The 19594-nt window shown below is 37.0% G+C and carries 16 protein-coding genes and 1 tRNA gene; 4 read left to right on the top strand and 13 right to left on the bottom strand.

What is annotated here, in order from left to right; all coding sequences use genetic code 11:
- Positions 1-138: 138 nt before the first annotated feature.
- The 3 genes from ESZ48_RS15730 to ESZ48_RS15720 all read right to left on the bottom strand — a co-directional run bounded on the left by ESZ48_RS15730 (position 139) and on the right by ESZ48_RS15720 (position 2767).
- Entirely contained in the window at positions 139-627 is a 489-nt protein-coding gene (locus ESZ48_RS15730) for an AAA family ATPase (RefSeq protein ID WP_129018459.1), read from the bottom strand.
- 214 nt (positions 628-841) lie between these two features.
- A complete protein-coding gene (locus tag ESZ48_RS15725) occupies positions 842-1636 on the bottom strand; it encodes a DUF4238 domain-containing protein (protein WP_190246284.1) in 795 nt (264 codons plus the stop codon).
- Positions 1637-1702: 66 nt separating this feature from the next.
- Positions 1703-2767, bottom strand: a complete 1065-nt coding sequence (locus tag ESZ48_RS15720; protein ID WP_223266483.1) for a tyrosine-type recombinase/integrase — start codon at positions 2765-2767, stop codon at positions 1703-1705.
- A gap of 292 nt (positions 2768-3059) precedes the next feature.
- Between ESZ48_RS15720 and ESZ48_RS15715 the strand changes: the two genes are divergently transcribed.
- The gene (locus ESZ48_RS15715; protein ID WP_223266482.1) at positions 3060-3332 is read left to right on the top strand and encodes a hypothetical protein; all 273 of its coding nucleotides are present in this window, start codon (positions 3060-3062) and stop codon (positions 3330-3332) included.
- 61 nt (positions 3333-3393) lie between these two features.
- Here ESZ48_RS15715 and ESZ48_RS15710 read toward each other — a convergent pair whose 3' ends face one another.
- Both ESZ48_RS15710 and ESZ48_RS15705 read right to left on the bottom strand, forming a co-directional pair.
- Positions 3394-4641: a site-specific integrase gene (locus ESZ48_RS15710; protein ID WP_129018455.1), complete on the bottom strand. Its 1248-nt coding sequence runs from the start codon at positions 4639-4641 to the stop codon at positions 3394-3396.
- A 249-nt stretch (positions 4642-4890) separates the two neighbouring features.
- Positions 4891-4975, bottom strand: a tRNA-Ser gene (locus tag ESZ48_RS15705).
- A gap of 181 nt (positions 4976-5156) precedes the next feature.
- Between ESZ48_RS15705 and ESZ48_RS15700 the strand changes: the two genes are divergently transcribed.
- Positions 5157-5786 carry an NAD(P)H-dependent oxidoreductase gene (locus ESZ48_RS15700; RefSeq protein WP_129018454.1) on the top strand — a complete coding sequence of 210 codons (630 nt, stop codon included), beginning with the start codon at positions 5157-5159 and terminating at the stop codon, positions 5784-5786.
- Between the two features lie 33 nt (positions 5787-5819).
- On the opposite strand, the gene ESZ48_RS15695 is transcribed toward ESZ48_RS15700, so the two are convergent.
- Positions 5820-6200: a hypothetical protein gene (locus ESZ48_RS15695; protein WP_129018453.1), complete on the bottom strand. Its 381-nt coding sequence runs from the start codon at positions 6198-6200 to the stop codon at positions 5820-5822.
- Positions 6201-6355: 155 nt separating this feature from the next.
- Here ESZ48_RS15695 and ESZ48_RS15690 point away from each other — a divergent pair, with 155 nt between their 5' ends.
- Positions 6356-7558, top strand: coding sequence for a DegT/DnrJ/EryC1/StrS family aminotransferase (locus tag ESZ48_RS15690; protein WP_129018452.1), 1203 nt, complete (start codon positions 6356-6358; stop codon positions 7556-7558).
- A 497-nt stretch (positions 7559-8055) separates the two neighbouring features.
- A complete protein-coding gene (locus ESZ48_RS15685) occupies positions 8056-9270 on the top strand; it encodes a T9SS type A sorting domain-containing protein (RefSeq protein ID WP_190246283.1) in 1215 nt (404 codons plus the stop codon).
- Positions 9271-9475: 205 nt separating this feature from the next.
- Here ESZ48_RS15685 and ribB read toward each other — a convergent pair whose 3' ends face one another.
- The 7 genes from ribB to pheT form a co-directional block, all read right to left on the bottom strand.
- Entirely contained in the window at positions 9476-10624 is a 1149-nt protein-coding gene (gene ribB, locus ESZ48_RS15680; protein ID WP_129018450.1) for a 3,4-dihydroxy-2-butanone-4-phosphate synthase, read from the bottom strand.
- 30 nt (positions 10625-10654) lie between these two features.
- A complete protein-coding gene (locus ESZ48_RS15675) occupies positions 10655-12637 on the bottom strand; it encodes an LptF/LptG family permease (RefSeq protein WP_129018449.1) in 1983 nt (660 codons plus the stop codon).
- A gap of 16 nt (positions 12638-12653) precedes the next feature.
- The gene (locus ESZ48_RS15670) at positions 12654-13295 is read right to left on the bottom strand and encodes a LolA family protein (RefSeq protein ID WP_129018448.1); all 642 of its coding nucleotides are present in this window, start codon (positions 13293-13295) and stop codon (positions 12654-12656) included.
- 52 nt (positions 13296-13347) lie between these two features.
- Positions 13348-15777, bottom strand: coding sequence for a DNA translocase FtsK (locus ESZ48_RS15665; RefSeq protein WP_129018447.1), 2430 nt, complete (start codon positions 15775-15777; stop codon positions 13348-13350).
- 127 nt (positions 15778-15904) lie between these two features.
- Positions 15905-16276 (bottom strand): diacylglycerol kinase, encoded by a 372-nt coding sequence (locus ESZ48_RS15660; protein WP_129018446.1) that lies wholly within the window; start codon positions 16274-16276, stop codon positions 15905-15907.
- A gap of 7 nt (positions 16277-16283) precedes the next feature.
- Positions 16284-16784, bottom strand: coding sequence for a thiol peroxidase (gene tpx / locus ESZ48_RS15655; protein WP_129018445.1), 501 nt, complete (start codon positions 16782-16784; stop codon positions 16284-16286).
- 270 nt (positions 16785-17054) lie between these two features.
- Positions 17055-19481 carry a phenylalanine--tRNA ligase subunit beta gene (pheT, locus tag ESZ48_RS15650; protein WP_129018444.1) on the bottom strand — a complete coding sequence of 809 codons (2427 nt, stop codon included), beginning with the start codon at positions 19479-19481 and terminating at the stop codon, positions 17055-17057.
- Positions 19482-19594 lie beyond the last annotated feature (113 nt).

Here is a 19594-nt window from a genome sequence, read left to right as displayed (position 1 = left end):
ACCTATGATAGATTATATAAATAAAACGCAAACTTCGATTTGGTGAACCGCCGTATACGAGACCCGTACGTACGGTGGTGTGAGAGGCGCAGTGGCGACCTTTAGGTCGTCACCCGTCTACTCGATTGCCACACGTTTTTATTCCGCAATGGTTATTCCGTCTTTCATTTCTTTTTCGTTCGGTTTCTCAAACCAATTTTCCATAAAATCAAAATTTTCTTGGCTAACCTCGAATTCAAATGTTTCTCCTTTTTCGCTATTTCTTTTCATTACTCTTTTCAGCCGAGTTTCTTTTGAAATGTCCAAAAAATGGATTTTCAGTTCGTATCCTTTCGATTCCGCAAACTTTCTAAACTTTTCCCGATGCTCGAATTTTGAAAGTCCCAAATCCAGAATAGAGTCAGTTTTTGCGTTTTCTAATTGCTTTACTAATTCCATTATCATTTCTTCCGCTCTGTCAATTCTTTCTAAAAACCATTCTAATCCGTCAGTCGGTTTTTTGTCAGTCAGAAATAAAGTCTTGTTCCATTTGTCAATCGAAAATATTATTCCGTTATTTTTTTCTTTTAATTCCGCTGAATAGGTTGTTTTTCCAGAACCAGTATTTCCAACTATCAGATTAATCATTCACGATGTTTTTTTAAATGTGTGGCAACGGTCTAGTATAAAAGAAGTAGGGCTGAAAATAAGCGATAAATATTCGGATTATCCACAAGCCAAATCTTTTTGCATTTTGTTTTATCTTATTATCTAAAAGCCAAATCAAAAGATTTGGCGACCTCGCAAATATGCCTGAACCATTGGCTTAAGCACTAACTTGCCCTATTTTTTTTATACAGTGTTATGTTTTGTTTTTTATTTCTTCCACTTCGTTTAAAGATTCCGATTCGGTTGCAATAATCAATCTTTTTTGTGTTATAAGAGTAGAATAATTCAATATTTTGAATAGTGATAAATCTGCTTTTTCAAATCTTATATTGGTATTTGTAGCATTTAAGTGCAAATCTTCTCCTTTATTATATGGGTGAATATTTAAGCAATATTTTTTTGACAATGGATAATATAAAATTGAGTCAACTCCAACTTTATTGTAAATTGGTTCGGGAAGAATCTCTTGTGTAGCTTCCATCTTCTTTAAATTATGACAAAATCCAGGATTGTCAGAAGTCCACCAATATTTGTTTTGAGGACTTTTATATATTGTCCATCTCATACTTACTGCACTACTTACAAAATCGTTAACTTGTTTTTTAAAGTTATCGTAATCAGTAAAATTTTCAAGATGATTTTTCCAAATTGGACTTCTCAATTTAGTGTAAAATATCCATTGTAACAATTCTTGTTTTACACCAAAATCAATGGTAGTTTTTTCCTGTTCTATTACATTAATTATATTGTTATAATTATTTTCAATGTCGGTTCCGAACATTTTTTCAATCGCTTTTCTATCATCGAAAAAGTCAGTGTCTGAATAATTCGGTATCCAAAATATTTTGTCTCCAGAGTTTTTCTTTTGAATTCCTTTTCGGTACTTGTCATCACTATTGATAACAAATATTCCAATTCCATCAGAGTTAATTGAAAAATGCTTTAAGTAAGTTTCTGGTACAATATGTTGTTTTTTGTAAGCACTCATTTTTTTTAAATAAAACATAACATGTGTATATATGTCATCAGCTAAAGGGAGTGACGTATATATACCCTATGTCGGTGTTTGTTTTGGTTGATCCTTCCCAAATGTAGCTGATTCATACAAGGAATCCAAGGGGCTTTTTAAAGTTTTGTTGTTTATTCCTACAACACGAGTGTAAACTTCTGTGGTTTTTGTGCTGGAGTGGCCCAAAGAACTCTGAATATAACGAATGTTTACGCCCTGTTCCATGAGATGCGTGGCATAACTATGGCGCAACGTATGAGGCGTACTCCAAGGGTTGCTGTTGGTGCCCTTTACTGCTTTCCGATAAATGCGCTGTATGCTTTGCGAAGTGTATTGGCCACCATCTTGCCCCTCAAAAAGCCAATAACTAGGCTTGTGCTCAAGATAGTATTCCCGCAAAATTTTTAGCAGAAATGGACTTAAGGTCGTATGTCTGTCCTTTTTGCCCTTTGAGTCTTTAATAAAAAGATAGCCATCATGGCTACGCACGTCCGCCACCCGTAAGCGCACCACTTCGCCCACACGCAGGCCAGCACCATAGAGCGTATGAAGGATAGCTTTATGCTTTATATTAGTGGGATAGTTTATAATGGCGAGGACTTCATCCTTGCTTAATACATCCGGTAAATCCTTGCTCTTTGTGGGTCGAGTGATATTGTAATACTCTCGAGGTAAGCCTAAAGTATGCTCATAATAACATTTTATGGCATTGATCAACTGGTTTTGCTTTTGCTCAGTGATCTTATATTTTCGCAACAGGTAATACAGAAAACCTTCTATCTGTTCCTTCGTTATGTCTCGATAGGCAACCGATTCAAAATACTGAAAAAATTGAATCAGATTGCTTTGGTAATTGCGGATCGTAGCTTGACTAAAGCCTTTAAGAATCATTTTCTGATGATTACGGTCCAGCTCAGACTGTATGCCTTCTGTAATATTAGCTTTTGGAATGACAGTGGGGGCCTCAGTGTTCTGTTTGACTAGTTTATCGCCAAAGAGGGTTTCGAGATGTTTTAGGTTTACTGGAGTATTGACGATGCTCCACAACTTCTGATTGAAATGATAAAAAGTTCCATTGAGAGCTTTGAAAGTCTCCCTTTCCGCAGCCATTTCATAGGGAATTCTTAGCTTGATACGACCCGCATTAGCTTGGGGGAGATAAATAATAATATGTGTTTTATCCTTCCATTCCATGATCTTCATTTTAGGGATGTATCCAAATTTAAAGTAAATAGGTAACTTAATCCGGTCTTTAACGATAATAAGTGTGGTTATCCGTTAGGAACGAATGCTTATATTTGATTGTATAACAAAGCTTTGTATGGTTCAGGAATGTAAAGTGTGTGCAAAAACAATTAAAGGGCGATCGGATAAAATTTTCTGCTCTACACATTGTAAAAATGTGTATCACAAAAAGCTACGCTATGCCTCTAAAGTGGCTGCCATAGAAATCAACGGTTATCTCAAACGTAATTATGCCATTCTTTTAGAAGTGCTTGGAAATAATAAAACGCAGATTAAGGTTTACAGGAATTTGTTTGAGAAAAAAGGTTTTCGTTTTAAATATCATACCCATTTCCATGTCAATTCAAAGGGTAAAACATTCTTCTACATATATGACATAGCTTGGATGGAATTTTCGGACGATGAGATTTTGATAGTGCGAAGGATTTGATTCGTTATATACAAAGTGAAAAAAAAGAATCATGATTTATTAATTTCTTGAAATATTTAGGCTAAATAGGATTTGAAACCTCTTCCATATTTGAATATTTTGACAACTTATCTTTAAGCATATTCATGTCATCACTTACCTTCTTGTCTATTATTTTGGCATAATGCTGGGTGGTTTTTATCGATTTATGTCCTAACATTTTACTAACGGACTCTATTGGCACTCCATTGGTTAATGTAACAGTTGTTGCAAATGTATGTCGAGCTAAATGGAAAGTGAGATTTTTGTTGATGTGACACAAATCCGAAATTTCTTTTAAATAAGCATTCATTTTTTGATTGCTCAATACAGGAAGTAGAAATTCGGTCCCTGAAAGATCACTACTATCAGCATATTTTTGAAGTATGGCAAGGGGAATTGTTAAAAGCGGGATATTGCTTCTAGTATCCGTTTTACTTCTGTTTATTTTTATCCATTGTTCGCCCGTAATCCCGAAAACGAGATTTTTTTTAGAGAGCTTTTTAACATCAGCATAGGCCAAGCCCGTAAAACAGCAAAAAATAAAAATATCCTTAACCTGTTCCAAGCGAGAAATGCTGAATTCTTTATCAACGAGTTTCTGAAGTTCTTTTTCAGTTAGGAATTCGCGATCAACAATTTTTAGTTTTGCTTTCCAATGGATAAAAGGATCTTTGCTGATCCAATCGTTGGCATATGCAATTCTAATAATCTTCTTAAAGTTAGTGATGTATTTAATAGCGGAGTTATGGGCGCAATTTCGAGTAGTCTTGAGATAATACTCAAAACCAGTGATAAATTGATAGTCAACTTCTTTAACGGAAATGTCTTTTACATTATATTCTTGCACAATATAATCTTCTACGTGTTTTTTGGCAGTCTTATAACGTTCCAATGTCCCGGGGGCAAAATCTTTTCCTACCAATTTTTCGACCTTATCATTATGATCCTGAAATATATGTAAAACCATCTTATCTTTTTTACCCTTGCCGAGATAAGCATTTTTAATTTTTTCTGAAGTAACCAAAGTGTCACTTTCAGATATCTGTTCCTGAATCTTATGAAGTTTGGTTTCTATGGCGGCCAAATATCTATTCAGATCTCTTGACTCATTTGAAGATCCTTTAGCTTTCCCGCCTTCCGAACTCCATTTATCTAGCGATAATTTACGTCTAATACTAAATTCACTTCGTTTTCCGTTAACCGTAATCCGTGCGTAAATAGGAGCATTTCCGTCTTTATCTATATCATTTCCTCTTGGGTAAAAAAGAATTGAAAATGTAAATAACATAGGTGCGTAGTTTTTAATGATTTTAAATGTACAAAATTTAAACTAAAAAAAACCTATTTTAGTTATGTAAAAAGAACATTTACAATGGATTGCAAGCCATTCGGTGCGTAAAATTCAAACTCTAAAGTACGCACCGAATCCCGCTCCTTTTATTTGATAATATATGATTTTAAATGATATTTAGTAAAATGCAAAAAGCCAATAAACATAGTGTTTATCGGCTTTTGATGAGATTTGGTAATCTCTTAGCGGAGAAAGAGGGATTCGAACCCCCGGAGGTATGACCCTCAACAGTTTTCAAGACTGCCGCATTCGACCGCTCTGCCATTTCTCCAGTTTTTGGTCTCATCAGGTATGCCCTGAATGCGGGTGCAAATATAGAACCCTTTTTTAATTCTTTCAAGTAAAATCACAACTTTTTAAAAAATAAAATCAGCCATTGAATTAATTTATGGAAATGCCTTAAAATTGACGTCCGCAACCCTTATTTTTGCAGCAATCTGAATTCAATACTAATGAGCATTATAGAGAGTTTAAAATGGCGCTATGCCACCAAAAAATTTGATCCCAATAAGGTTCTTACTACAGATAAACTGCATACGCTCAAGCAGGCTTTTAATCTGACAGCAACGTCGTTTGGCTTGCAAACCATTTCTTTGCTTATCATTAAAGACGAAGCTTTAAGAAATCAATTGTTGGGAGCCGCATATAACCAACGTCAAATCGTGGATGCTTCGCATTTATTGGTGCTTTGTATCAAAAAAACGATCAAGGATGACGATGTGGACGATTTGTTTGATAATGTCAGCCATTTAAGGCAAACTCCAGAAACCATTCTTGAGCCTTATAGAAACAATTTGAAACTGATCATGGAAAACATGAGCTTTGAGGAACAGCGGGAATGGTCTGTCAAACAAGCCTACATTGCATTGGGCAACTTGATGACGGTCTGTGCTGTAGAACGCATCGATTCCTGCCCTATGGAAGGTTTTGATCGCGCGCAATTTGACGAAATCTTGAAGCTTGACGAGAAACATCTTAAATCGACTTTGTTGTTGCCAGTAGGGTATAGGGCTGAAGATGATATGTTTTCGGGCTTCAAGAAAGTAAGAAAAGAATTAAAGCATAGCATTATCGAAATGTAAAACAATCACTATAGGTGCTTTTAAACGATGTTCTTATTCAATAATTTTAGTTCCACTCGCCTGATAATCCTCTCCCATTCCTGAGACATACCCTTTAAAAAGAAGGTTTTCAAAATTACCGATAATATCAAACTCAGCGCCCTGAATCATAAAGCCCGCTGTAAGTTTACTGTCCATTATTTTTATATCATAAAGATCAAATGCGCCCACATCAGAATTAACGCTTCCAGAATAAGCTCCTTCGGTGTTTTTTGTAATCGTCATAGTAGCTGATACATTGCCTTGTGGTGTGTTTTCTATCAACAAGTTCCAAGCACCGATGTAAGGGTCAACCTTTACGGCACTTTTGCTAGAACCACAATTGGTTATCAGTAATGAAGCAAATAAAACGAATAACACATACGATTTTTTCATGGCAAGAATGAATTTTACAATTTAAATATACAAAATCTTAATGTTTCCGATTGATTTTTATCTTGAAATTGAGACTATTAATTCATATCATTCCCTTTTGATTGAACATATATATTGTAATTTTGAGTTCTAAATTTATAAATGAATAGATAGTTATGCCAGGATTTGAATTATTTGGAAGTGCTGAACGTAAGGAAGTCAATGATGTTTTGGACAACGGCGTATTGATGCGCTATGGTTTTGACGGCATGCGCAACGGTCATTGGAAGGCCAAGGAATTGGAAACCGAATTGGAATCGGCATTTCAAAGCAAACACGTACAATTATTATCTAGTGGAACAGCAGCGGTTACTGTAGCTATGGTTGCAGCTGGAATTGGTGCAGGAGACGAGGTCATCATGCCATCTTTCACATTTGTTGCCAGTTTTGAATCGATTATGATGGTGGGTGCCATTCCTATTTTAGTAGATATTGACGATACTTTGACCTTAGATCCGAAGGCTGTTGAAAAAGCAATTACTTCCAAAACTAAAGCGATAATGGTTGTTCACATGTGCGGAAGTATGGGAGATATGGAGGCATTGCAGCGTATTTGTGATGCGCATAACTTGATCTTGATTGAGGATGCCTGTCAAGCCATTGGCGGAATGTATAAAGGAAAACCTTTGGGAAGTATTGGCGACTTGGGGTGTTTTTCATTTGATTTTGTTAAAACCATTACTTGTGGTGAAGGTGGGGCAGTCATAACAAATAATAAGGACTATTATATTAAAGCCGACCAATATTCTGATCATGGCCATGATCATCAAGGCAGTGATAGAGGCGCTGAGACCCATCCGTTTTTGGGCTATAATTTCAGGATTTCAGAACTTCATGCTGCGGTTGGATTGGCGCAAGTAAGGCGCTTACCAGAGTTTCTGTCCATTCAACAAAAAAACTTTACCATCCTGAGAGAGGCACTATCGGCAATCCCCGAAGTGACTTTCAGAACGGTTCCTGAAGGCGGCGAAGAAAGTTATGCCTTTTTAAACTTTTTCCTTCCTGACTTGGAGATTACCAGAAGGGCTTCAAAAAATCTAAAAGAAGCAGGTGTGGATGGCTGTTTTCATTATTATGACAATAATTGGCATTACGTCCGTAAATGGGATCATTTAAAGAATCTTAAATCTTTATATCCAATTTCAGAAGAAATAAAAATGGGTCTAAAATATCTTCAGACAAAAACTTTTGAGCAATCTGATCATTTCATTGGACGGAATATTTCTTGTCTGATCAAATTATCTTGGACAGAAGACGAGGTGAAATCTCGTGCAGAAGCCATGGTAAAAGCCATTACTTCAGCTTTGAAGGTATCATAAAAAACTTTCAATAAATGTTGTGTAAGTGAGGAAAACGTCATGAGATAAGATCAAAATACATACTATTGTTAACTTAAAAAGGATTTAGAGCGGTTGTTCTAAAACCTTTTTCTATTTATGCCTTTCAGGTATAACGAAGAAAGTTAAGTCCTCTAAAGTTAGTCCAATGGGAATTATTGATGTTCATGAAAAGATTTTCTTGCGTAAGTCTTTTAAAATCTGTAATTTGGTAAGAGTAAATGAGTTGTAAAACGAGCTAAAGATTTTCGTCTCTGCAATTCAGTTTTATTAAGAGCGCAATTGATTTCAATAACCTCCACTTCTGTTATAACTTGACAACTATTAATTTTACATGCCATTTTGAACTTTCGATGGTGTAGAATGAACTTTGTAAATAGGTCTTCTTTTTGTTTTGGTAATGACATTTTTAAATGATTCAATTTTTGATGATCGCATCGCTTATTGAATTCTGTATAAACCATTCTAAAACGATAATCATGAAACTACTTCTACTTTTTCCGACATTTATGTTGTGCCTATTTATGTGCTTCTCGGGATATTCCCAATATAAAATTGATGAGCAGCGCTTCTATTCCAGTGAGGACAATGGTTCCGAATTGGATCATGAACTAACCATGCAATATACTTATGGAAATGAAGGTGATAAGGAAACCAGTCTACTCACCTTAGCCATGCCGGGATCAACCAACATCACGCGCGTGAACAAAGAATACAATGCCAACAACGCTATCATTAATTCTGTCACGCAATTTTGGGATGAATCCAAAAAGATATGGCAAGACATTTCTAGAATAGTTTATGAATATGATGGTGCTAACAATTTGAGAATGGAAACTTACCAGAGCAATAACTTCGGCACAATGCCATTTTCAAATAGTTTCAGAATAACATATAGCTATTCTGGTTCAAATATAAGTTCTGAAATCAGTCAGAATTGGAATTCCGCAACTAGCACGTGGGAAAACAATGAGAGAGATTTATTCGAGTATTCAGGTGCCGATATTACCCTGCATACGGATCAAGAATGGGAGGGCGGTAAATGGGTGAATGAGGAGCAAACGGAAATTGCCTACCAAGCTGCAGGAAGGCCGTCACAAACTATCATTAAGGTGTGGAACTCTGGAACTAATTCTTGGGATTTTGACGAAAGGATAACCTATACTTATGCTTCGAACTTAATGAGAGAAGCACTTGGCGAAGATTTTGTTGGAGGGGCATGGGTTTTGGATCACAGAACAGAACTGTCCTATGAAAATGGTTTGCCAAAGGTGGTCTTATATCAAGAAAGAAAAAGCGACGCTTGGGAAAATGAAGATCGCTACTTATATACCCACGATGGCAATGGCAATAATACAATTCTTACAGGTGAAGTTTGGGATAGCGTAAATTTGGCCTGGGAAGCAGAAAGTAGAATTGAGACCGATTATTCCTTAGTCCTTCCTTTTGTTTTAAGTTCAGAGTCTTTTGATATAGAAAGTTTTAAGGTGTACCCTAATCCTGCTTCAGACGTCCTAAATATTTCTACAAGAGATAACATTAAAAATGTGGAGATCTTTGATGTTTTAGGTAAAAGTGTGAAGCGTGTCCTACACAGTAAATCAATTGATGTTTCAAATTTAAAAACAGGCGTTTACTTTGTAAAAGTACTGACCGATAACGGACAAGAGACTAAAAAGTTAGCGATAGAATAGTCCAATAGACGCTATTATTAATTAAAAAAAGGATTTAGAGCGGTCGTTCTAAATCCTTTTTCTATTCTAAAAAGTAAAAATATGTCTAAATTTTATCTTGAGGTCAGTGCCTGATGTAAATAAAGTCTTTTAGTCTTGATTCTTGGTTCTGACAGCGAAGCGGGGGCTACTGAGCTTATCGAAGTATCTTGATTCTTTTTCCACACTAATAATTCACATGATCCACAATTTCCAAACCATAACCAATAATACCCACACGTTTGGTATGTTCGCTATTGGACATCAGCAATAATTTATGGATGTTGAGGTCGTGCAGAATTTGTGCGCCAATTCCAAAATCTCGGTTGTCCATGGCAATAGCAGGTGCCTTGATGACATCTGAATGATTTTGTTTTTCTTTTAAGGTATTTAAGCGGTTAAGCAAATCGGTAGATTGATGCTGCTGATTGATAAAAAGAATGGCGCCCTTGCCGTCATCATTAATCAATTTGAACATATCATCCAGTTTCTTATCGGCGTTGTTGGTCAACGTCCCTAAGATATCATTGTTGACTAGGGTAGAGTTGACTCTGGTCAAAACAGGTTCGTTAGTCTTCCAAGACCCTTTGGTCAAAGCAATATGCACTTGATCGTTGGTGGTTTGTTGGTAGGCTCTTAATCTGAATTTGCCAAAACGCGTCACAATTTCGAAATCTTCTTTCTTTTCGATCAAAGAGTCATGCTGCATTCTATAAGCGACTAAATCTTCTATAGAAATAATTTTAAGGTCAAACTTCTCAGCAACTTTCATCAATTGTGGCAATCGTGCCATGGTGCCATCTTCATTTAAAATCTCCACAAGAATTCCCGCTGGTTTTAAACCGGCTAATCGTGCAAGGTCAATAGTTGCTTCTGTATGTCCAGTACGCCTCAGCACGCCACCTTCTTTGGCTCTCAATGGAAAAATATGTCCTGGTCGTCCTAAGTCTGAAGGTTTGGTGTTATCATCGACCAAAAACTTTATAGTATTGGCCCGATCGTGTACCGAAATCCCAGTAGTACAGCCATGACCGATTAAGTCTACAGATACTGTAAATTGGGTGTTATGAAGCACGGTGTTATTCTCAACCATCATGTTGAGTTCAAGTTCCTTACATCTTGCTTCAGTAAGTGGTGCGCAAATCAATCCACGACCATGAGTAGCCATGAAATTTATCATTTCTGGGGTTACCTTTTCTGCAGCGGCAATAAAATCACCTTCATTTTCGCGGTTTTCATCATCAACAACAATAATTACTTTTCCATTTTTAATATCCTCAATGGCCTCTTCAATAGTATTTAATGTGATGGTTGATGTCATCGTAGTTGTTGTCATTTTTTTTGAAATTATATGCAAAGATATGGCTTATTTTACATTTAGGATGCAACTTTTGTCCAAGTCTTCCTTGATTTTGTTCTTAAGTAGAAAGTGGGAAACCCCGTAAAAAGGAAAGGCAATCAACATTAATATGACGTCTATTCCTTTTGATTTGAATCCAATATGTTTGTAGAAAACGCTGGCCTTAATCCAAGTCACACAATAATAAAGTAGATAGATGCCAAAGGAAATAATGGTGAGATCCAATGCGGCCGAAGTGTATTCAGGAAAATTATTGTTTTTGAAAACCAAATGTAATATGAGAAGAACAATACCAATGGTATAGAAAATAAATGCGAATTTAGAATAGTCTATGGCATCCGTGGCTTCCTTTTTTGATGTGATGTAGGCATCATTTATAATCACCCCTTGTTTTTGAAGATCTTCAAAAGATTGATTGCGGATCAATAACTGATTTAATGCGAAAGGCTTGATGCTTTTATCAAAATTGAGATCTTCATGGTTCTTGATGATACTGATCAGTTTTTCGTTGTTATAATCGTTTAAAAAGCTGTACTGAACCAAAACACCATCAATCATGACGGAGTTTTTAGGGCGAAGATTCAGGAATTTCTTAATAGGATTGAGATAGCTGTCAAAATCAAAGAGGCCTTTATCGTTGGTGGCACGAGAGGTCAAATAGATTCCCAATGGCAACATGATCAAGGTAGAAAGCCAAGTGGCCAGAATAGGGTTTAAGGTCCCATCTTCTGAACTGTTTTTTGCGAAAATCCCTATAAAATGATAGGTAAGGAACAAAAGAATGGCAACGACCAATGGCAAACCAATGCCACCTTTTCTAATCAAAGCTCCTAAGGGTGCGCCAACAAAGAAGAGGATAAAACAGGCAAAGCCCAAAACGTACTTTTCATGAAGGGCAATCACATGTTTTTTCAGGTTTTTATCTGAAACATCGAAAAACTGTTCTTTTGTTGTTATAATTTGCGTCGTACTGCTAATGGTGTTTAACGACAAATTGACCAGTTGCAATTTGCCTTTGGTTTCAAAAAGATCAAGGACATTCCCTTTAAAAATACTGTCTGTTTCTGGTGATATATTAGTATTCAAACTGTTTATTGAGGTTCTGCTGTACAGAGTTTCGGCCAGCACCTTATATTCATTTGATTTGTTTTTATAAAGACTGTCTATCGTGTAGTTAAGGTCGCCAACATCAAGCATATTATAGCGGTCAGTATAGCTTTTTTCGGCTAAATCCACATCGTTTAAAGCTTCAAGATCTATATTCATGGTATAGGTGTCAAAATAACTTTTGGCATGTGGCTTTTTTTGGATTTCCTTTGGATCTTTCGTGTAGATTTCTTCGTAGTAGTTGCCATTAAATAAAACCAGCTGAAGCATATTTGACGACGGACTGCTGATCAATTCTCCAGATTCGGCAATGATTACCGTATGATTTCCTGGTCGATTATCTTTGAATTGGTGCATGATCACCTTCGATAAATATTGACCGCGATCACCACTTTTTTTCTCTACTTTGATATTGAAACTGCCTATTTCATTAAACTGACCTTCGGCGATAGCCATTTGAGGTTTGAGCTTTGCGATATTTCTTCTCAGATTGTAGGCGTTATATTCAGCCCAAGGAATGACATTGTTTGCAAATAAAAAGGTCGTCACGGAAAGAAAAACGATAAAAACACTTAAGCCTCTCATAGCACGCTGCAATGAGATACCCGTAGATTTCATGGCCGCAAACTCATAGTTTTCGGCTAAGGTTCCAAAGACCATAATGGACACCAACAATATGGTGAGCGGCAATATTAAAGGGATAAGCGTTGGGGTAATATAGAGTAGGAATTTAAGTATCGTATCAATATCCAAATCCTTTCCGGCCAACTCAGCGATATACAACCAAATGGCCTGTAAAACAAAAATGAGCATGAGTATAACAAACACGCTCAAAAAGGTTTTTAAGTAGGTCTTAAGTATGTACCTATCCAGTATTTTCATAAAATTGGCGCCTTATCTAATCGAGCTTATTGATGTAATAGCCTTTGTATTTATTAGCATCAAAAGTAAATAAGGTTTTTGAAATAGGCTCATTAGTTTTGAAACTATTTACAGTTAAGGTGGTTTGTGTCCCGTTTTTGCCTATTTCTATCAGATTGTAAATGTGCTTGGTCTGTGCATCAATTCCCAACAATACTTGTTTTATTTCAGAATTGCTATCGATTGGTGTCAATTTTACGTACTGGATTTTTCGGCCACTGATATTTTGAACGATATCCATGGCGTAATTGTAGCCGTTTTGGTAGAACGATAACATTTTACTTGGTGTAATGGTGTTTTCGTCTTCCGTATTATTTTTTGAGATGGTCACTTCTTCATCTTCAGGACTTACTGTATAAAGTGTCTTGCCATCGTAAATTCGGGTGACACCAAGGATATTCAATAAATATTTTTCCCCTTCAATGATTACATCGCCGCGTGTTTCTTGGTTAATGTTCTCACTGGTATTTTTCAGGACATATTTAAAATCAATGGTGATGTTGTTATATCCTTTAACCTTAGCATTCACTTCGTTTAATAAGGTCTTTGCTTTCTCGGCATCTTGTGCGTATGTTGAGAACGATAATAAGACCATGGCTAATACAAATAATTTTTTCATTATTAAGTTTTTTGTTAATCCTGTTTATGGATTTGCGGTTTCATTTCAAATATTAGGATACTTCATTTGCTAAAAGTTGATCGAGAGCTACAAGATCAGGCACAAGTACTTGTCTTGCCTTACTGCCTTCAAATTGGCCAACAATCCCGGCTGCTTCCAATTGATCAATCAATCGACCAGCTCTGTTATACCCCAGCTTTAATTTTCTTTGCAATAAGGAGGCCGATCCTTGCTGTGCCGTGACAATAACTTCAGCAGCTTCTCTAAACAATTTATCCCTGTCGGAGATATCTACATCAAGACTTATGCCACTTTCTTCCCCAACATATTCAGGTAAAAGATAGGCGTCGGGATATCCTTTTTGTCCACCAATAAATTCGGTTACCAATTCAACTTCTGGAGTATCTACAAAGGCACATTGGATTCTTGTCAACTCGTTTCCTTGCGTGTAGAGCATGTCTCCACGTCCAATCAATTGGTCGGCTCCAGAACTGTCCAAAATTGTCCTGGAATCGATTTTTGAAGTCACCCTAAAAGCAATTCTAGCAGGGAAATTCGCCTTGATGATCCCCGTAATAACGTTTACAGAAGGTCTTTGGGTTGCAATGATCAAGTGGATGCCAATGGCACGGGCCAATTGCGCTAAACGGGCAATAGGTGTTTCTACTTCCTTACCCGCAGTCATGATAAGATCGGCAAACTCATCAACCACTAAAACAATATATGGTAAAAACTGATGCCCTTCATTAGGATTTAATTTGCGCGCTTTAAATTTATCATTGTATTCCTTAATATTCCGGCATAAGGCATTTTTCAACATCTCATAGCGATTATCCATTTCAATACACAAGGAATTCAAGGTGTGGATGACCTTAGTATTATCCGTAATGATGGCTTCTTCGCTATCTGGTAATTTGGCTAAGTAATGGCGCTCAATTTTGTTGAACAAGGTTAACTCTACTTTTTTAGGATCCACCAGAACAAATTTCACTTCGGCAGGGTGTTTTTTGTAAAGTAACGATGTCAATACGGCATTTAAACCCACCGATTTACCTTGACCAGTTGCTCCAGCCATCAATAGATGGGGCATTTTTGCCAAATCAACAACAAAGGTTTCATTGCTGATGGTTTTTCCAAAGGCAATTGGCAATTCCATTTCTGATTTTTGAAATTTTTGGGAGGCAATCACGGAGCGCATAGAAACAATGGTCGAGTTTTTGTTTGGCACCTCAATTCCAATCGTTCCTTTGCCAGGGATTGGAGCAATAATCCGAATGCCCAAAGCCGCCAAAGATAGGGCAATGTCATCTTCTAAGTTTTTGATTTTAGAGATCCTGACACCGGCATTGGGTACAATTTCGTATAAGGTTACCGTAGGACCAATGGTCGCTTTAATATTGCTGATGCCAATATTGTAATTGTTTAAGGTTTCAACAATCCGGTTTTTATTTTCTTCAAGCTCATCTTGATCAATGGTAATACCTTCAGAATCGTACTTTTTTAACAGGTCCAAGGTCGGGAACTGATATTTACTCAATTCCAGCGTAGGATCAAATTTCCCATAATCTGCCACAAGTTTGTTAGAGAGATTATCACTTTCAGAAGCCTCTTCAACAACCTGCTCAACTTCCATGGCCAATTCTTCTTCGTCATCTTCTTCTTCCTCTTGAACTATTTGTGGTACTTCAATGTTAAGGCTTGGACTTGCAATAGGCGCTGAAGGTTTAGGCTTTGTAACTGCTACAACATCTTGTTTGGAAGGTTTTAAATCGAAGGCAGCCTTAATGGCTTCTGCTTCTGCGGTTAAATCATTATCTAAAGCAGCATAAGATTCTGACGCGGTTTGAGGACTGGTTTTAAAATCTTCTTTAAAACTGCTTTTAGCCGATTTGAAAACGTTGACAATCGATTCGCCTGTGACCTTAAATCGGATGGCAGCATAAATAATCATTCCAAAAAAGAGGAGGAGAGCGGTACCAATAATTCCGATATAATCCTGAATAAAAGAGTTCATTTCAAACCCGATGGTGCCACCAAGAGCATCATATTTATGGGTAAAAAATCCGAAGAAAATAGACAACCAAATGGCGATGAGCGTACCCCAGATCCAGTGACTTCTAAGTTTCGCTTTGTTGATATCTAAGGTGACATAAATACCAGAAAGAAATATAATTCCGGCGAATATAAATGAGGAGATTCCAAAACCTCTCATAATAAAAAAGTCGCTCACCCAAGCGCCCAATTTATTAAGCCAGTTTTCAGCAACCACTTCTCGGGTGCCTATTTCAGTAAGTGTGCTCTGATCTGCCTTTCCCGTAAAAAAGAAGGAGAGAAAAGCTATAAATAGTAAAATACCAAGAATCATCAACAAGCTACCAACAATTAATTTTTGCTGACTTGATAATTTGAACCCGAATTTTCGGGAAGGTTTTTTAATTTTTGTAGTGGTACTGCTTTTAGCTTTGGTTTTCTTCTTCGCCATTATTAACTTTCCGTAACCAGGGAAATCTGTTGATTTTTAAATAAATTACTAAAATATATTGGGGTAATCTGTTTCCCTAAGGAAACAAAAATACAAATTACTAACGTTAATCCTATCGGATTTAGTATTAAAAAAGCTTGGGATAATAAATGATGACAGCCACTATAACTGCTGAGATTGCCGCTATAAAAACTGCTCCGGCAGCAACATCTTTAATGCGTCCAATTTTGTCATGTCGTTCGGGATGAATAAAGTCTGCAATGAACTCAATGGCGGTGTTGAGCCCTTCAATACTCATGACCAAACCAATCATGGCAACTTGAAATAACCATTCCGTTGGGGAGATTTCAAAGTAAAAGCCAGCTATGGTCACGAGAATTGCAATAGCAAATTGAATTTTGATACTCGCTTCCGTTCGCAGTAAAATTAGGGCACCTTTAAATGCCCAACCTACGCTTTTTAAGCGATTGACCAGGAACGAATCTTTCTTTTCGGACATAAGAAATCTATGAAAGCGACTCTAACGCGGCTTTGTAATTAGGTTCTTCAGTTATTTCAGAAACTTGCTCAGTATAGACCACTTCTGCCTTGTCATTTAGCACCACCACACATCTTGAATGTAAGGCTTCTAAAGGACCGTCAACAAAGGTCAGACCGTAGTTCTTTCCAAAATTGCCATCTCTAAAATCTGAGAGACTTTCTACATTATCCAATCCTTCCGCCGCGCAAAAACGAGCGAATGCAAATGGTAAATCTTTAGAAATATTAAGGACTTTGGTGTTCTTTAGTTGCGATGCCTTTTCGTTGAATGTTCTGACAGATTGTGCGCAAACACCGGTGTCAACACTTGGAAAAATGTTTAAAATCACATTATGACCCAAATAATCATTTAGGGATTTTGAAGAGAGATCAGTTGCAGTTAATCTGAAGTTTGGAGCATCAGCTCCTATTTTTGGAAGCTCACCAAAAGTTGTTACTTGGTTGCCTTTAAAAGTTATAATTGCCATAGTATCTTGTGTTTATTGTGAAATATTAAAATTAAGGATTATTTAAAGCTTTGTCTACTAATTAAAACATAATATTTTTGAATGTTCTGTTAATAAAATTCATGTTTTCAAGTTGTTTTTGCAAAAACTTGACTCTGAGTTTTCACTCATGAATCAGCTCAAAAACGTATTTTTTAATTCACAGTCAAAAAGCTCGCATTGAATATAACGAAAAGCTTGATTAAAAACGAATAATTGATACCTGAACTTGGTTTTGTGATTTTTAAAATCCTATCTCAATTCCGCTCCAAGTTGCGCTTCAAAATTGGATTGCAGTTTTTGCATGATCTTATCTACTTGCTTATCTGTGAGTGTGCTGTGCTCGTCTTGGAATTTAAAACTTACCGCGTAACTCTTTTTTCCTTTTGGAAGTTTTTCACCTTGATAGACATCAAACAAATCGACATTTTTGAGCAAACGCTTCTCGGTTTGATTGGCGATGGCGTCAATGGCTTCAAAAGTCACATTATCATCTATCAAGAGTGCAAAATCACGTCTTGTTGATGGATATTTAGGGAGTTCCTTGAAGTTGACACTGGTGTGTTTGACCAAATCAATCACATTGTCCCAATTAAAATCAGCAAACAATACATCTTGCGAAATGTCAAAATGTTTCATTATTTTTTTATTGACCAATCCAAAATCGACTAAGATCTTTTTTCCAATTCGCAAACTGATACCTTCACTAAAAACGTCGTTTTCAATAGGAGACCCCTTAATTCCGTTAAGTCCCAAGCGCTCTAAAACGGCGGTGATGATTCCTTTTAAGTAAAAGAAATTACTTGGTTGTTGATGGGTGTTCCAGCGTTCGGCATCCTTGTTTCCAGTCACAAATAGTGCTAAATGTTTGTTTTCATTGTACTTATCACCATAGCTATGGTAGGTTTTGCCAAATTCAAACAGTTTTAAATCCGAACGTCTTCTGTTGATGTTCCGATTGATGGCTTCCAGTCCTGAAAACAATAAACTTTGGCGCATCACACTTAAATCGATACTCAAGGGGTTTAGCATCACCACATTGTGTTCTTCTTTTAAATCGGCACTTAATTTGACATAAGAAGGTGTGGTCAGTGAATTTGATAAAATCTCATAAAACCCTTGTGCTACCAATTGGTTGCCCGTCACATTCTGAAGTTTAAAATCTTCAAAACGAGAGGTCGGAGAGATGGAGGCATTTAATTTCTCGGTAAAATTGATATTGTTGTAGCCATAGACTCGTAAGATTTCCTCAATGACATCGGCTTCACGCACCACATCGTTTCTATAGGCAGGTACCATTAGGCCCAAGCCAGTTTCAGTAACGTTATTGACCTTGATATCTAAAGACATAAGGATCCGTTTGATAATGTCCTTTGGGATTTCTTCACCGATTAGTTTTTCGGCATTGGCAAAACTAAAATGCACTGGAGAGTCCTCAATTCGTTTAGGATAGATGTCCACAAGATTATTGGTAACATAACCTCCCGCAACTTCTTGAATCAATAAAGCAGCACGTTTTAAAGCGTATTCTGTGATATTAGGATCAATACCGCGTTCAAATCTAAAGGAGGCATCTGTATTTAAACTGTGTCTTTTGGCAGATTTCCTAACACTTATGGGATTGAAATAGGCACTTTCCAAGAAAATACTCGTGGTGTGTTCTGTAACCCCTGAATTTTCTCCACCAAAAACACCTGCAATACACATCGGTTTTATGGCATCACAAATCATAAGATCTTCTTCGTGCAATTCGCGATCAATACCATCTAAGGTTTTGAATTTTGTTCCTTTTGGCAGTGTTTTCACAATCACTTTATTGCCTTCAATTTTATTCGCGTCAAAGGCGTGCAAAGGCTGTCCGAGTTCATGAAGAACGTAATTGGTGACGTCAACAACATTGTTTTTTGGTGTGATTCCAATCGCTTTAAGCCTGTTTTGTAACCAAGTAGGCGAGGTGCCAACTTTTAAATCGGAAATTGTGACCCCACAATAACGAGGCGCCAACTCTTTGTTGATCACTTGAACATCAATTTTTAAAGTCCCTTGATCAATTCTAAAAGCACTTACGGATGGTGTAATCAATTCCACGTGCATGTTTTTCTGCATCAGCCCAGCTTTGAGGTCGCGCGCAGTTCCAAAATGGCTCATGGCATCGGCTCTGTTTGGAGTCAGCCCAATTTCAAAAACCTGATCATTTTCAACTTCATAAATTTCAGCAACTAAAGTGCCAACGGTCAGGTCATTGTCAAATACCAAAATCCCTTCGTGAGAAGTACCAAGACCTATTTCATCTTCTGAACATATCATTCCATGACTTTCCTCACCTCTTATCTTGCCTTTTTTAATGGTCCAAGCTTCTGCTTCTGCAGTATATAGCGTTGTTCCTATAGTAGCAACAGGTACTTTTTGGCCGGCAGCTACGTTGGGTGCGCCACAGACAATTTGTAAAGGTGCGCCTGAACCAATGTTTACCGTGGTCACTTTTAAACGGTCGGCGTTGGGGTGTTGCACACAGGTGAGCACTTCGCCTACCACAATGCCCTCCAAGCCACCTTTAATGGATTGAAATTGTTGTATGCCTTCAACTTCAAGGCCCAGATCAGTAAGGAGTTCGCCTGTTTGCTCAGGAGTCCAATCAATATTTACAAATTGCTTTAACCAATTATAGGAAATCTTCATTTTTTAAGTGTTATGCTACAGGGTGATGTTTCGTATTCCTTTTTTTGAGATTGAGATAATCTACATGCAACCCAATGTTCCGTCTTGTTTTCAAATTCGGCGTAAAGATAATA

Origin of the sequence: Gelidibacter gilvus, from assembly GCF_004115975.1 — a bacterium.
Taxonomy (GTDB): Bacteria; Bacteroidota; Bacteroidia; order Flavobacteriales; family Flavobacteriaceae; genus Gelidibacter; species Gelidibacter gilvus.
The sequence above is the reverse complement of the archived record's forward strand: the minus strand, read 5'-3'. Positions and strand labels throughout refer to the sequence as shown.